Genomic DNA, 14,358 nt, shown 5'->3' on the forward strand with positions numbered 1-14,358 from the left:
GTTCATTAACGAAATGATTAAAGTGATGAAAGAAATTAAATAAGGATGTTAAAGAGATTGGAATCCTTATTGATTTCTACATAATCTACACCCTTCTGCTGCATCCGTTCGATAAGTGGTTCATAAGCTTCAATGGACAATAGCTCTATGCCTACAAGCGCGGGACCATTCTCTTTATCATGCTTCTTGATGTACTCGAAACGGGTAATATCATCCTCTGGACCGAGGATTTCGTCCAAGAATTCACGCAGGGCACCTGCCCGTTGTGGGAAGTTCACCATGAAGTAGTGCTTTAAGCCTTCGTAAATCAGTGACCGCTCTTTGATCTCCTGCATACGGTCAATATCGTTGTTACCCCCACTAATGATACAGACGACCGTCTTCCCGCGGATTTGATCACGGTACTGATCAAGTGCTGCGATAGGTAAGGATCCCGCTGGCTCAACCACTATAGCGTTCTCGTTATACAGCTCCAGAATGGTGGTACAAGCCTTGCCTTCAGGTACCATCACGATGTCATCCAGATGCCGGGAACAAATATCATAAGTCAGTCCGCCAACGCGCTTTACAGCCGCTCCGTCCACGAACTTGTTAATTTCTTTTAGCGTTACCACTTCTCCAAGCTTGATCGCTTCAGTCATTGAAGCAGCACCAAGCGGTTCCACACCAATCAACTTAGTAGATGGACTCACCGTCTTCACATAAGTGGCTATTCCTGCTGCCAGACCGCCCCCACCAATCGTTACGAACATAAAATCCGCAGGGTGATCCAGGTTCTCCATCACTTCCATCGCTATCGTTCCATTGCCTGCAATAATTCTCGGCTCATCAAACGGGTGGATCAATGTCATTCCGTGATCTATACAAGCTTGAAGCGCTTCATCATAAGCATCATCGAAGGTATCGCCCTTCAGAATGACCTCAACAAACTCACCGCCGAACCGTCGAACTTGCTTAACCTTCTGGTTAGGTGTAGTGCTGGGCATAAAGACCTTGCCCTTAATTCCAAGTGCCTTACAGGAATAGGCTACACCTTGTGCGTGATTTCCTGCACTCGCGCAGACAATACCTTTAGCTCTATCTTCTGCAGATAGACTACGAATCATATTATAAGCTCCGCGGATTTTAAAAGAACGGACAATCTGCAAATCTTCGCGCTTCAAATATACATCGCAATCATACTTGGCCGATAGTACGGCGTCACGCTGTAGTGGAGTCCGGATGATGACCTCCCGCAGTACGTGATGAGCCCGTACGATATCTTCCATTCCTACGATTCGGTCTTCCTCTTCTCTCATAACCCTCTCGCCTCACTATCATCTATTCATTCTACTTCTTGTAAACATACTCTCCCAAAGACATTTTTTCAAGCATTGTCCGCTGTATGCAATACAATTATTGATGCAAATCTTATACTTTCTTATATTAAAAAAGAGACTACAGGAATCTCCCATAGCCTCTTTAAGTTCATGTCCGTCCAAGATCTGAATTCTACTAATCCTGTTGCTTCAGCATCCACTTCAGCAGATCAGGTAGGCTTGTCCACAAACGCGAGTGTACAATCACATATTCGATAGCTTCATTAGCGTCGCCCATTCCCACAAAATCCGGAAGGTTATGCGGCAATCTTTTGATCCCTAACAAATAATCCGGCACATGCTTGTTCACATTCCGCGCTACGCGGTACAACATTTTCAGTTGGGAAGTAATCCCATTCTTCTTATATTCTAAGACCATCCGGTCGTAAGCTACTGTCGCCGCTGCATCATTTCCGAACTTTTCCAGCACCTTTTCTGTCTTCTTGAGCTTGTTGGTGTAGAGATACGCAGCCGTTAAAAGGTAACGCGCACCTGTGTTATCTTCAGGATTCAGCTCTAAAATGTGCTCAAGTACTTTTTGTGCTTCTTCTGCATTTCCGCTAAACCAACAAGAGTCGGCGTAGCTTTTGCAAATTCGAATGTATGGACGAGTCTCGTGGAGGTCCCAGAAATGTCCTTTGTTCTCAGCGAAAAAGGCTTCTCCAAGCTCACGTTCACCTGCATCCATCCCTGCTTTTAGAAAAGCACGAGCATCTGCTTCATTCTCTGCTTCCTCAGCCAAAATGAGATACGCATCCGGACTGTCCGGATAAACCTCTAGTGCAGCTTCAGCTAACTGTATCCGGCGGTTGGATGAATTGGTTTGCATAGCCTTTTGTAATAGTGCTTGCTCCTGATCCTTCGGACTGCCTGAGATATTCAGCAAAAGTAATTCTTCTTCCGCACCACCCATGCCGTATTCCTCAATGTAATTGAGCATCTCTTTGACCTTTCTAGAGATGGTAGGCGTAGTAACCTCATGCTTGGTAGCAAGATCCGCTTGTGTTAGGGAGAAGCCATATTCTTCAGACAAAATAAATTCGATCGCCGCACAGAAAGAGCCCATTTTCTTCACAGCAGGCTTAATCTTACGGGAATAACCATTCCACAGAACTAGAGCTTCCCAAATAAGCTCTCTATCATAGCTTTCTCTCATGCTCTCAATAAGGTGCAGCGCCAGTTGTTCATGTGCTGGATGCTCCCAATTCAGATCACGTGACACTTTTTTTCTGAGCGTAGCAAGAGTTAGCTTCACTTCAGGTTGTGCTACGGGTTCCTGTTTCTCAGCCACAGTCTCGCTAGCTGCCGCTTCTTCCTTGTTTACAAGTTGCATAATGGACTCTACTGCAGAAGTTTCTTTACCAAGGCAGCATTTCTTATATTTTTTCCCGCTTCCGCAAGGACACATATCATTTCTTCCAATCTTACTCAAAACGAATTCCTCCTTAAATCTGTGAGTAGCCATTCGCCATAAGCGTATCGCTAGTATGCACTATAAGTATCATCATTTCCAGGCACGAGGCATCCTTTATAAGGTTACTTCACAAAGTCTGAAGGACTCCGATTTAAAAGGGCCTTCCCATGATCGGAAAGACCCTTATCTGTATATATCCGCACATTTTCCCCCGTACGTGTAGTATTATAGCACTTCTTCTATCACTTGTCAGTCCTTTTTTAGGACTTTAAGCGCAAAAAATGCTAGATACAGTTCTTTATCCTTATACCAAAGCTTTCATAGCGATGTCGCTGCGGCTTTGTTTTCCGGAAAAAGAAATTCCTTCGGCTCTAGCGTAAGCTGCAACACGAGCTTCAGCAATCGTAGCACCTAGGCCTACCACGCCTAGTACCCGGCCACCATTCGTCACCCAGCTTCCGTCTTCACCACGCGCCGTACCAGCATGGAAGATCAGCCCTCCTTGGCTGTCTTCAAGACCTTCAATCGGTACACCCTTTGGATAAGGGCCTGGATATCCTCCCGAAGCGAGAACTACGCATACAGCCGCTTCGTCGCTCCATTCAATGTCGATATCTGCAAGTCTGCCCTCTGTGACCGCCAGAAAGATTTCTAGCAAGTCGCTCTTGAGTCTAGGCAACACGACCTGAGTCTCAGGATCACCGAAACGAGCATTAAACTCAATCGTCTTTGGTTTCCCTTCAGGAGAAATCATCAGTCCCGCAAATAGTACACCGCTAAAGGGACGACCTTCGTCCACCATAGCTTTTGCCGTCGGCTTAATGATGGTCTCGATCGCTTCTTGGATAATAGCCTCATCAATATGTGGTAAAGGCGAATAGGTACCCATTCCGCCGGTATTAGGACCTTTATCCCCATCAAATACGGGCTTATGATCCTGGGCAGCAGCCATAGGACGCACCGTCTCTCCATCGACAAAAGCCAGAATCGACATTTCCTGTCCAGCTAGAAATTCCTCAATAACAACCTGAGCGCCTGCCTCACCGAATACCTTAGTGACCATAATATCAGCAAGCGCTTGCTCTGCTTCTTCCAACGAATAAGCAACCGTCACGCCTTTTCCTGCAGCCAGACCATCTGCCTTGATTACGATCGGAAGCGGCTGTTCCCGCAAATAAGTTAGCGCAGCTTCATAGTCGTCGAACTTCTCATAGGCTGCTGTCGGAATATTATATTTATGCAAAAGATCCTTCATAAAGGTTTTGCTGCCTTCGATCTCCGCCGCATTCTTGCGTGGGCCAAACACAGGAATATCCTGTGCTTCAAAAGCATCCACAATCCCAGCAGCGAGTGGATCATCTGGGCCGATTACAACAAGACCTACTTCCTTCTCTTTCGCAAAAGCCGTCAGACGATCGAACTCAAATACTCCGATCGGCACACATTCGGCTAACTGCGCAATCCCGGCGTTGCCGGGTGCGCAATAGATTTTACCTGCCTTGGGGCTTTGGGATAGACTCCAAATCATCGCATGTTCCCGGCCGCCGCCGCCAACCACTAAAATATCCATCCGAATATGATCCTCCCAGTGCTCTAGTGTTTGAAATGACGGACGCCTGTGAAGACCATAGCAATACCATACTCATTAGCGACCTTAATTGACTCTTCGTCTTTAATGGAGCCGCCTGGCTGAATCACTGCAGTGATTCCTGCTTTTGCTGCCATTTCAAGCGTATCGCCCATTGGGAAGAACGCGTCGGAAGCGAGTACGGCTCCCTTAGATTTTTCACCAGCTTGTTCGATTGCAATTTTAGCTGCACCAACGCGATTCATCTGTCCTGCACCTACGCCAACGGTCATATCATCAGCAGCCAGCACAATCGCATTAGATTTCACATGCTTAACTACTTTCCATCCGAACAACAATTGTTTCAATTCTTCCTCGGTTGGTTTACGGTCCGTAACGACTTGTAGATCATCTGGGTTCACAGAGTGCACATCGCTCTCCTGTACAACCATTCCTCCATCAATAGAGGTAACTACAAAGCTGCTCTTACGCGCACTAGCCGTACTAAGGTTACCGATTTTGAGCAAACGGAGATTCTTTTTCTTCGTAAGGATTTCCAGTGCTTCTTCCGTAAAGCCTGGTGCCAACACGATTTCGAGGAAAATATCTTTCAGCAGGTTCGCTGTGTCTGCATCAATAATCCGGTTTGCTGCTACAATCCCACCAAAGATAGAAGTTGGATCCGCGTTGTAAGCTTTTTGATAAGCTTCGTATACACTTTCACCCACACCTACACCACAAGGGTTCATATGTTTAACCGCTACGACAGCAGGCTCTTCAAATTCTTTCACGATTTGTAGTGCTGCGTTAGCATCGTTGATATTGTTATAAGACAACTCTTTGCCGTGCAATTGTTCAGCCGCAGTGAGTGTATCCAGTGCCGCCAATGGCTTGCGATAGAACGCCGCTTTTTGATGCGGATTCTCGCCATAACGCAGATCCTGAATTTTCTCATAAGTCACGGTGTAGCGCTCTGGCAGAGGCTCGCCAGTAACGTTAGCCAAATAATCGGAAATCAAGGCATCGTAAGCCGCCGTATGACGGAACACTTTTGCCGCAAGACATTTGCGTGTTTCTAGCGTTGTATCTCCACCTGCGCGAACCTCTTCAAGTACAGTAGCGTAGTCATTAGCATCCACCACTACACTCACAAAAGCATGGTTCTTCGCCGCAGAACGCAGCATCGTAGGTCCGCCGATATCGATATTCTCGATGGCTTCCTCGTAAGATACGTCAGGTTTTGCGATCGTTTCCGCGAAAGGATACAGATTCACAACAACCAGATCGATGTAGTCCAGACCAAGCTCCTTCATTTGACGCGTGTGTTCCTCGTTATCACGAACCGCAAGCAATCCACTGTGTACAGCAGGGTGCAAGGTTTTGACACGTCCGTCCATGATTTCTGGGAATCCTGTCACATCGGAAATCCCGATGACTGGAACACCTTCTTTAGCCAAAAGCGTGCTTGTTCCACCTGTAGAGATAATTTCTACGCCTAATGCAGACAACTCGCGGCAAAAATCCACGATACCTTGTTTATCCGATACGCTGACTAGCGCTCTTTTGATACTCACTTTGAATAGTCCTCCTTCAGGTTGTACGTGCGATTTAATATGAAGAAAACCCACAACGCGACACATAACGCCGCTTATGCAATATTTCCCGAGAAATACCCTGAAACATCTCGGTCTGTCACCAAATGTCGATCCAAAACTTCGAATGGCTGCGGTGCAGCTTACTTTTCGCGGATAATCGTCTTTCTTCCACTCAGTTCCACTTTCCCGCTGGCAAAAGCACCAACCACTTCGGGATACAGCTCATACTCAACCTTATGAATACGTTCTGCCAATGAATCCGCCGTGTCGTTATCCTGCAGGGCTACGCTGCGCTGAGCAATAACAGGCCCGGTATCCATACCTCCATCGACAAAATGCACAGTAACACCCGTCAGCTTCACGCCATAATCCAGCGCTTGTCCGATTGCATCTTTTCCTGCAAAAGCAGGCAGCAGCGATGGATGAATGTTAATAATTCGTCCAGCATACGGCGTTAAAAGCACTGGCGTAATAAGACGCATGTATCCTGCCAGCACAACCAGCCCGATTTCCCGCCGCTGAAGCTCTGCTACAATCTCTGCTTCGTAGAGTTCACGGCTGGCGAAGTCTTTTGGCCGCAGCAAGAGGGCGGGAATGCCCGCATCCTCCGCTCGCTTAGCTACAGGTGCCTCTGGCTTGTCGGATACAAGCAACTCAATATTGCCCTCACCAAGCAAGCCTGCTCTCTGTGCATCGATCAGTGCAGCAAAATTACTGCCTTGCCCAGAAGCAAAAACAGCGATTCGACTCCATTGCATCACACTTCAGCTCCAGTAAAGGTTACTTTGCGTTCCCCTTCTGTCACTTTACCAATGATATACGCCTCTTCTCCGCTCGCTTTGAGCAGTTCAAGAGCATGTTCTCCATCAGCGCTACTTACTACCAGAACAAGTCCAATTCCCATATTAAAAGTAGTAAACATATCACGGTTGCTTACTTTTCCTTTGTTCTGCATCAAACCGAAGATCGGCAGAATCGGCCACGATCCGTAATTAATCTCCACATCTACACCGTCAGGCAATACGCGCGGGATATTCTCGATGAATCCGCCACCCGTAATATGTGCCATCCCTTTCACCGGAAGCTGCTCCAAGAGCGCCAGCAAAGACTTCACATAAATCTTAGTTGGTGCAAGAAGTACATCCACAAGCGGAGCTCCAAGCTCCGGAAGCACATCATTCAGGCCATAGCCATCATCCTCAAGCAAAAGCTTACGCACCAGTGAGAAGCCGTTGCTGTGCACGCCGCTAGAAGCTAAACCAATCACTGTGTCTCCAGCAGCGATGTTAGCGCCTGTTACCAGCTTCGCTTTGTCAGCAACGCCAACTGTGAATCCAGCGATATCATACTCACCCGCTGAATACATGCCCGGCATTTCAGCCGTTTCGCCGCCAATCAGCGCACAACCTGCTTGGTGACAGCCCTCTGCGATTCCTGCTACGATCGCTTCGATTTTCTCCGGTACGACTTTGTCGCAAGCCAGATAATCGAGGAAAAATAGCGGCTCCGCGCCTTGCACTACAATGTCGTTCACGCACATAGCTACAGCGTCGATCCCAATCGTGTCATGGCGATCCGCAGCGAACGCGATCTTGAGCTTCGTGCCTACACCATCGGTTCCCGATACGAGCACTGGCTCTTCATATTTATCTTTATTGAGGCCAAACAGCGCTCCGAACCCACCAAGATCCGTCATTACTTCTGGACGGTAAGTACGTTTTACGTGCTTTTTCATGCGTTCTACCGCTTCGTTACCAGCCGCAATATCCACTCCGGCGTTTTTATAAGCTTCCGACACTTGGGACACCTCATCTTATTTTAATTTAGAGCGCGTTTGTGGGGCATTCGGGATTTTTTTGGTGGTTATAGGGGAGCTATTACAAGGAATGTTTGGACTTCCGATCGCTGTTATGTTTGGATTTCCTGATTTAAACCGCTCTTCGCGGTAGAAATCCAAACATAAAGGCGAGCGCTACGCTTCTACAGTTCCAAACTTCCTCTCCATAACTCCCTCCAACCACCGCTTTCACCCTACTGCAAGCCGCAGTGCGCGCCTTGCACACGGACCTCAAGACCTCGGTGCATGAGCTGAGCCATGCACCTCCTTAAGCGAAACAAGCGGGTCCTGCATTTGCGCAGCAAACAGGGACGAGCTTGGTGAGCTGCTCTTGGCGCTTTGGGCGCAGCCGAGCGCCTACCTTAGCGAGACTAGCGGGTTCCGCATTTGCGCAGCAAACAGGGACGAGCTTGGTGAGCTGCTCTTGGCGCTTTGGGCGTAGCCGAGCGCCTACCTTAGCGAGACTAGCGACTAGCTTGGCGAGCCATTCCCGGCGGCGGTATGCAGCCGGGGGCGGAGCGCCGTAAAGCGTGTCCCGTCCGTGCGTAGCACACAGGGACAAAGCGAGCACTCGTACCCAAGTCTTCTTAGCAAGTTATAACCCAACTCCTACCGCCGAGCTTTCGGGTGGCCGGAGGGCAGAGCCCTTCGGAATCCCCCTTTGCAAGGGGGACTTAGGGGGATGTCAACACGAGCAGCCATCTTTCTCTTCCCCGCCAAAATCAACCTGCGTCGGGTAATCATTATCGAAGCAGGAAAGGCATAGCCCGCCTTTGTAATCATCTTTGTTGTGACCACCAATGGAAGTGATTAAGCCCTCCGGTGACAAGAATGCCAAGGAATCGGCATTAATCTCTTCGCACATTTCCGCAATGGACTTGTACGACGCGATGAGATCGCGGCGGTCTGGGGTATCAATGCCGTAGAAGCAAGGATTCTTGAAGGGCGGCGATGTAATCCGCACGTGAACCTCTACGGCTCCCGCTTCGCGGAGCAGATTGACGATCCGCCGTGAAGTTGTTCCACGCACGATGGAATCATCGATCATGACAACACGTTTGCCATCCACCACACTGCGCACGGCGCTTAGCTTCATTTTCACACCTTGCTCACGCAGCTCTTGGCTAGGCTGGATGAAGGTCCGGCCTGTATACTTATTCTTGATGAGCCCAAGCTCATAAGGAATGCCTGTCTGCTCCGCAAATCCAATCGCTGCCGAGATACTTGAATCCGGTACACCAGTGACGAGGTCAGCATCTACGAAAGCTTCTAATGCCATTCGGCTACCCATCCGCTTACGGGCGGTGTGCAGGTTAGCGCCGTTCATATCACTGTCTGGGCGAGAGAAGTAAATATACTCCATCGCGCATAGCGCTTTACGTTTTGGCTCGGTAAAACGGTCCTCTAACAGGCCATTTTTATCAAGCACGAGCAGTTCGCCAGGTTCGATATCGCGGACTAACTGTGCTCCGATAACTTCTAAGGCGCAAGATTCGGAAGCAAAAATATAGGCGTCGCCGATCCGTCCCATTACAAGCGGACGCAAACCATGGGAATCCGAAGCGACAATTAATTTGTCATTCGTCATAAGCAGAAAAGCAAATCCGCCAACCAGTTGTTTTAGCGCATCCTTAGCCGCTTCAACAAAATCCTTAGACGAACGCGCAATCAGATGCGCCAGCACTTCTGTATCACTTGTGGTTTGGAAGATCGATCCGCTTTGCTCAAGCTGTTTACGAATCAACGGTTCATTTACTATGTTACCGTTTGTAGCAATCGCCAAATCACCGTCACGATATTTGAATACGAGCGGCTGTGCATTAGTTAAGCGGCTGTCTCCGCTGGTGGAATAACGTACATGCCCGATGGACATGTCTCCAACCAGTGAGGCAATTTTGTCCTTGTCGAATACTTCTTTTACTAACCCCATCCCGCGGTGATAGTTGAAATCACGACCATCTGCTACGCAGATGCCCGCACTTTCTTCCCCACGGTGCTGTAAGGCGTGCAAGCCGTAATAAGACATGGACGCCGCTTCCGGGTGTCCGAAGACCCCGAAAACGCCGCATTCTTCTTTTAATGTGTCAAAAATATCTCCCGAGCCCGTTCCTTCATTGTAAAAGTCACCAGTCCACAGGATAGGAGTCTCCTGCTCTTTCCCGGTCTTTATTTCATAAGACATGGAATAGCATCCTCCCAAACGAATTTCAATTCTGCTACAGCTTCATCTAATACGGATGCACCGTCCAGATTTACGCGCAGTCTGTCTCCACCTACAGTTCCGATGATTTCCACTGGAACGCCGCTGGCAGCAATCGCTGCTTTCAGCTCTTCCGCACGTTCAGGTGCTGCCGTCAGCACGATACGTGATTGGCTCTCACTGAACAAAGCTACATCGGATCTAAGTCCATTAGCAGAAAGTTCAACGTTCGCACCAATACCACCACTGATACAGCTCTCTGCAAGTGCTACAGCAAGACCGCCTTCGGACAAGTCATGTGCTGAACGCACCAGACCGCCGCGAATCGAGGTAAGCACTGCGCTCAGCAGTGTTTTCTCAGTAGCCAAATCCAAAGCTGGAGGGCGGCCTTCGGTTACACCATGAACAGCATATTGAAATTCACTACCACCAAGCTCAGCTTTTGTTACACCTAGCAGAAGAATGGAATCTCCTTCTTGTTTGAAGCCTTGAGTCGTAATATGATCCGTATCCGTTACTAAACCAACCATGCCGACAACCGGTGTTGGGTAAATGGATCCCGTCGTATTTTCGTTATATAGACTGACATTCCCGCCGATAACCGGAGTATCCAGCACACGACAAGCTTCAGCCATACCATCAACCGCACGCTCCATTTGCCAGAACACATCAGGTTTCTCAGGGTTTCCGAAGTTCAGGTTATCGGTAATAGCAAGCGGTTCAGCACCCGAACAAACGATGTTACGAGCTGCTTCGCTGACTGCAATCCGTCCACCCACTTCAGGATCAAGATAAACATAACGCCCGTTACAGTCCGTGGTCATCGCAAGTCCTTTACGTGTACCATGAATGGTAACTACAGCCGCGTCAGATCCAGGTCGAACAGCCGTACTAGTCCGAACCATGTAATCATATTGGTTGTATACCCAAGCTTTGCTTGCTACGGTTGGTGATCCAAGAACAGTACGAAGTGCGCCACCTAGATCTGTAACTTCCGCGTAACGAAGTGTATCTACCGATTCATTTTCTACATAATAAGCAGGAACCTCAGATGGTTTGTTGTAGACTGGGCACTCATCTACGAGCGCTGTTACAGGCATGTCGCCAACAACCTCACCGTGATGATATAGCTTCAAGCGACCATCATCCGTTACTTTACCGACCTTACAGCAGATTACACCCCAGCGATCAAAAATCTCTTGCGCCTGAGCTTCATCCTTCGGTTCTACTACGAACAACATCCGTTCTTGCGATTCCGAAAGCATCATTTCATAAGGGGTCATGCCGTCTTCACGTTGTGGCACCTGATCAAGATACAGCTCCAGACCGTTGCCCGCTTTACTTGCCATCTCGGCACTAGAGCAGGTAAGTCCAGCCGCACCCATATCCTGAATCCCAATAACGATGCCGCTGTCGATTAACTCTAGACAAGATTCCATAACGAGCTTCTCCATAAATGGATCGCCTACTTGTACAGCTGTACGTTTTGCTTCGGACTCTTCACTTAGTTCAACGGATGCAAAAGTAGCCCCATGAATTCCATCACGTCCAGTAGGAGGACCTACGTAGAAGACTGGGTTTCCTACACCTTTAGCGACACCACGCTGGATTTTATCATGATCAATCAGACCGACACACATTGCGTTAACAAGCGGGTTACCGTCATAGCTATCATCGAACATGATTTCGCCGCCCACGGTTGGAATCCCGATACAGTTACCATAACCAGCAATACCCGACACGACATGCTCGAACAAATATTTCACGCGATCGCTTTCCAGCTTGCCGAAACGCAAGGAATTCAGCAGTGCGATAGGTCTTGAGCCCATGGAAAAAATATCACGAATGATACCACCTACGCCTGTTGCCGCACCTTGAAAAGGTTCTACCGCAGAGGGGTGGTTATGACTTTCGATTTTGAATACAACCGCTTGGTTGTCTCCGATATCTACAATCCCTGCGCCCTCGCCAGGTCCCATCAGGACACGTGGTCCAGTAACTGGGAAACGTTTCAACAATGGCTTAGAGTTCTTGTATGCACAGTGTTCGGACCACATTACGCTGAATACGCCGATTTCAGTATAATTCGGCAAACGTCCCATAAAAGACTTGATGAGCTCATATTCGCTGTCCGACACACCGAATTGGCTGTAAATTTTCTGCTCTGCGATCTGTTCTGCGGTCGGTTCCTTAACGGATACTTGCTGCGTCATGACGATCCCTCCAAGTCTTCAGTATAGATGTGAACATTCGTTTGCCATCTTCAGATCCGAGCAAGCTGTTAGCTGCACGCTCAGGGTGAGGCATCATGCCGACTACATTCCCCTGCACATTACTAACACCCGCAATATCAGCTACAGAGCCGTTAGGATTATCGCTATATGTGAACACAATCTGATTGTTAGCTTTCAGTTCTGCTAAAGTCTCTTCATCACAGTAGTAGTTTCCTTCGCCGTGAGCGATTGGGATGATGATTTCTTCATCCTTAGCATAATCAATAGTAAATGGGGTTTCGTTATTAACAACCTTAAGCACTGTATCATGACAACGGAACTTCATGGACATGTTACGACGCAGCGCGCCTGGCAACAAACCAGCCTCAGTAAGAATTTGGAACCCATTGCAAATGCCTAGCACGAATTTCCCTTGCTCTGCTGCTTTAGCAACTTCAGCCATTACAGGAGCAAATCTTGAAATCGCGCCGCAGCGCAGGTAATCACCATATGAGAATCCGCCTGGAACCAAAATGCAATCATACGCCGACAAATCTGTCGCTGTATGCCACACATAATCGACTGGTTCGCCGAGACTGTCCTCTACCGCCTTGTAGCAATCAATATCACAGTTAGAGCCTGGGAAGACAAGTACAGCAAATTTCATGTCGTTTAGTCCTCCAATTCGTAGCGGTAATCCTCGATCACCGTGTTGGCAAGTAGCTTTTCGCACATTTCCTTGAGACGTACTTCTGCTTCAGCACGGTTATCCGTGTCCAAAGTCAGCTCCATATATTTCCCAATACGCAAACTTTCAACTTCTTGAAAACCTACCGAATGAAGTGCTCCTTGCACTGCTACACCTTGTGGATCGAGAACGCTCTTCTTAATGGTGACATATACCGTCGCTTTTAACATATGCTTGTAGTTCCTCCTAATTTTTATGTGTATATACTTTCTGAAAGCTGAAACTCTACTAAAAGTAACTCTAGCTTTAAAAACATACACTTCATTTATTCCCATGAGTAAACACACAATGTTGAGCTATAAAGACTTGCCAGTAAGACGATGATAAATGTCCAGATAACGGCGCGTTGTTTCTTCAACTACTTCTAGTGGAAGTGGATCAGGTTTGCTATTTTTATCCCAGGAGGATGCAGATAGATACGTACGAACAGGTTCTTTATCCATACTATCAATTTCGATATCAAGAGCGTATTTGTCCTTAGCCCAGAAACGTGAAGCATCCGGCGTAAAAATCTCATCAATCAGAATCACTTTGCCATCCAGCAAGCCGAATTCAAATTTACAATCTGCTAGAATGATTCCCCGCTCAGCACAATACTCTCTGGCAAAAGAGAACAATTGCAAGCTCTTCTCCTGCAGCTCGAGAGCAAGATCAGCACCGATTAGCTCCTGCATTGTTTCAAAAGGAATATCCTCATCATGACCTACATCGTTTTTAGCCGCAGGGGTAAAGATTGGCTGTGCCAGCAGCGCATTTTTGCGCAAGTTCTTAGGAAGCTCAATACCATTCACTTTGCCAGTTTCTTGATATTGTCTCCAGCCCCCACCGGTGATGCACCCACGCACAACACATTCGATATCGATGCGCTCTGCTTTGCGTACCACCATAACACGGTTTCTGAGAGCTTCCTTGTCCTTAACGATATCTCCGAGCAGATCCACATCGATATGAACGACATGATTCTCCATTAGCTCTTTGGTCTTTCCGAACCAGAACGCACTCAGACGGTTAAGCACATTGCCCTTTTCAGGTACCGCTGGGTCCAGCACATAGTCAAAAGCAGATATCCGATCCGTGACGACGATCAGTACATTCTCCCCTAAATCGTATAGCTCACGAACCTTCCCTTTATAGAGCAGCGGCGCATTGATGAGTTCCACGGCTGTGGATACGGCCGACGATGTCATGACCTTTCCTCCCTTGAACTAATGATCTTGATTACTGCAACTGGTCTCAAAGGCGTAATTCCGAGGAATGTTTGGACTTCCGATCGCTGTTATGGTTGGATTTCCTGATTTAAACCGCTCTTCGCGGTAGAAATCCAACCATAAAGGCGAACGCTAACGCTTCTACAGTTCCAAACTACCTCTCCATTACACCATTCGACCAATTTCCTTTATATCTAACTCCTTAGTTCACCACTAAC

At 47.9% G+C, this 14,358-nt stretch carries 12 protein-coding genes; all 12 read right to left on the minus strand.

Annotation, left to right across the window (positions count from 1 at the left end; all coding sequences use genetic code 11):
- Nucleotides 1-35 precede the first annotated feature (35 nt).
- The 12 genes from ilvA to NSQ29_RS24135 all read right to left on the minus strand — a co-directional run bounded on the left by ilvA (nucleotide 36) and on the right by NSQ29_RS24135 (nucleotide 14,119).
- Nucleotides 36-1,298, minus strand: a complete 1,263-nt coding sequence (ilvA, locus tag NSQ29_RS24080) for a threonine ammonia-lyase IlvA (protein WP_341126284.1) — start codon at nucleotides 1,296-1,298, stop codon at nucleotides 36-38.
- Nucleotides 1,299-1,494: 196 nt separating this feature from the next.
- Nucleotides 1,495-2,790, minus strand: a complete 1,296-nt coding sequence (locus NSQ29_RS24085) for an SEC-C metal-binding domain-containing protein (protein WP_341126285.1) — start codon at nucleotides 2,788-2,790, stop codon at nucleotides 1,495-1,497.
- A gap of 286 nt (nucleotides 2,791-3,076) precedes the next feature.
- The gene (gene purD, locus NSQ29_RS24090; protein ID WP_076300197.1) at nucleotides 3,077-4,342 is read right to left on the minus strand and encodes a phosphoribosylamine--glycine ligase; all 1,266 of its coding nucleotides are present in this window, start codon (nucleotides 4,340-4,342) and stop codon (nucleotides 3,077-3,079) included.
- Nucleotides 4,343-4,365: 23 nt separating this feature from the next.
- Complete coding sequence (gene purH / locus NSQ29_RS24095) at nucleotides 4,366-5,913, minus strand: bifunctional phosphoribosylaminoimidazolecarboxamide formyltransferase/IMP cyclohydrolase (protein ID WP_341126286.1); 1,548 nt, start codon at nucleotides 5,911-5,913, stop codon at nucleotides 4,366-4,368.
- Nucleotides 5,914-6,074: 161 nt separating this feature from the next.
- On the minus strand, nucleotides 6,075-6,692 hold the full coding sequence (purN, locus tag NSQ29_RS24100; protein WP_076286942.1) for a phosphoribosylglycinamide formyltransferase: 618 nt from the start codon (nucleotides 6,690-6,692) through the stop codon (nucleotides 6,075-6,077).
- Entirely contained in the window at nucleotides 6,692-7,732 is a 1,041-nt protein-coding gene (gene purM / locus NSQ29_RS24105; protein WP_341126287.1) for a phosphoribosylformylglycinamidine cyclo-ligase, read from the minus strand. The genes purN and purM overlap by 1 nt, the downstream gene beginning before the upstream one ends.
- Before the next feature lie 307 nt (nucleotides 7,733-8,039).
- Nucleotides 8,040-8,342, minus strand: coding sequence for a hypothetical protein (locus NSQ29_RS24110; protein WP_341126288.1), 303 nt, complete (start codon nucleotides 8,340-8,342; stop codon nucleotides 8,040-8,042).
- Nucleotides 8,343-8,456: 114 nt separating this feature from the next.
- The gene (gene purF, locus NSQ29_RS24115; RefSeq protein ID WP_341126289.1) at nucleotides 8,457-9,953 is read right to left on the minus strand and encodes an amidophosphoribosyltransferase; all 1,497 of its coding nucleotides are present in this window, start codon (nucleotides 9,951-9,953) and stop codon (nucleotides 8,457-8,459) included.
- Nucleotides 9,938-12,184 (minus strand): phosphoribosylformylglycinamidine synthase subunit PurL, encoded by a 2,247-nt coding sequence (purL, locus tag NSQ29_RS24120; RefSeq protein WP_076286946.1) that lies wholly within the window; start codon nucleotides 12,182-12,184, stop codon nucleotides 9,938-9,940. Before purL ends, purF begins: the two co-directional genes overlap by 16 nt.
- Nucleotides 12,162-12,851, minus strand: a complete 690-nt coding sequence (purQ, locus tag NSQ29_RS24125; protein ID WP_042124034.1) for a phosphoribosylformylglycinamidine synthase subunit PurQ — start codon at nucleotides 12,849-12,851, stop codon at nucleotides 12,162-12,164. Before purQ ends, purL begins: the two co-directional genes overlap by 23 nt.
- Before the next feature lie 5 nt (nucleotides 12,852-12,856).
- Complete coding sequence (purS, locus tag NSQ29_RS24130; protein WP_036680912.1) at nucleotides 12,857-13,102, minus strand: phosphoribosylformylglycinamidine synthase subunit PurS; 246 nt, start codon at nucleotides 13,100-13,102, stop codon at nucleotides 12,857-12,859.
- A 126-nt stretch (nucleotides 13,103-13,228) separates the two neighbouring features.
- Entirely contained in the window at nucleotides 13,229-14,119 is an 891-nt protein-coding gene (locus NSQ29_RS24135) for a phosphoribosylaminoimidazolesuccinocarboxamide synthase (RefSeq protein WP_341126290.1), read from the minus strand.
- Between the last annotated feature and the right edge of the window lie 239 nt (nucleotides 14,120-14,358).

The sequence above is a fragment of the Paenibacillus sp. FSL F4-0236 genome (assembly GCF_038000135.1).
In the GTDB taxonomy this organism is placed as follows: Bacteria; Bacillota; Bacilli; order Paenibacillales; family Paenibacillaceae; genus Paenibacillus_AQ.

Bases quoted from the DNA above. Each gene is read 5' to 3' on its own strand.
- purL (WP_076286946.1), bottom strand. From the start codon at position 12,184: ATGACGCAGCAAGTATCCGTTAAGGAACCGACCGCAGAACAGATCGCA.
- purS (WP_036680912.1), bottom strand. From the start codon at position 13,102: ATGTTAAAAGCGACGGTATATGTCACCATTAAGAAGAGCGTTCTCGAT.
- purF (WP_341126289.1), bottom strand. From the start codon at position 9,953: ATGTCTTATGAAATAAAGACCGGGAAAGAGCAGGAGACTCCTATCCTG.
- purN (WP_076286942.1), bottom strand. From the start codon at position 6,692: ATGCAATGGAGTCGAATCGCTGTTTTTGCTTCTGGGCAAGGCAGTAAT.
- NSQ29_RS24135 (WP_341126290.1), bottom strand. From the start codon at position 14,119: ATGACATCGTCGGCCGTATCCACAGCCGTGGAACTCATCAATGCGCCG.
- purQ (WP_042124034.1), bottom strand. From the start codon at position 12,851: ATGAAATTTGCTGTACTTGTCTTCCCAGGCTCTAACTGTGATATTGAT.
- purD (WP_076300197.1), bottom strand. From the start codon at position 4,342: ATGGATATTTTAGTGGTTGGCGGCGGCGGCCGGGAACATGCGATGATT.
- ilvA (WP_341126284.1), bottom strand. From the start codon at position 1,298: ATGAGAGAAGAGGAAGACCGAATCGTAGGAATGGAAGATATCGTACGG.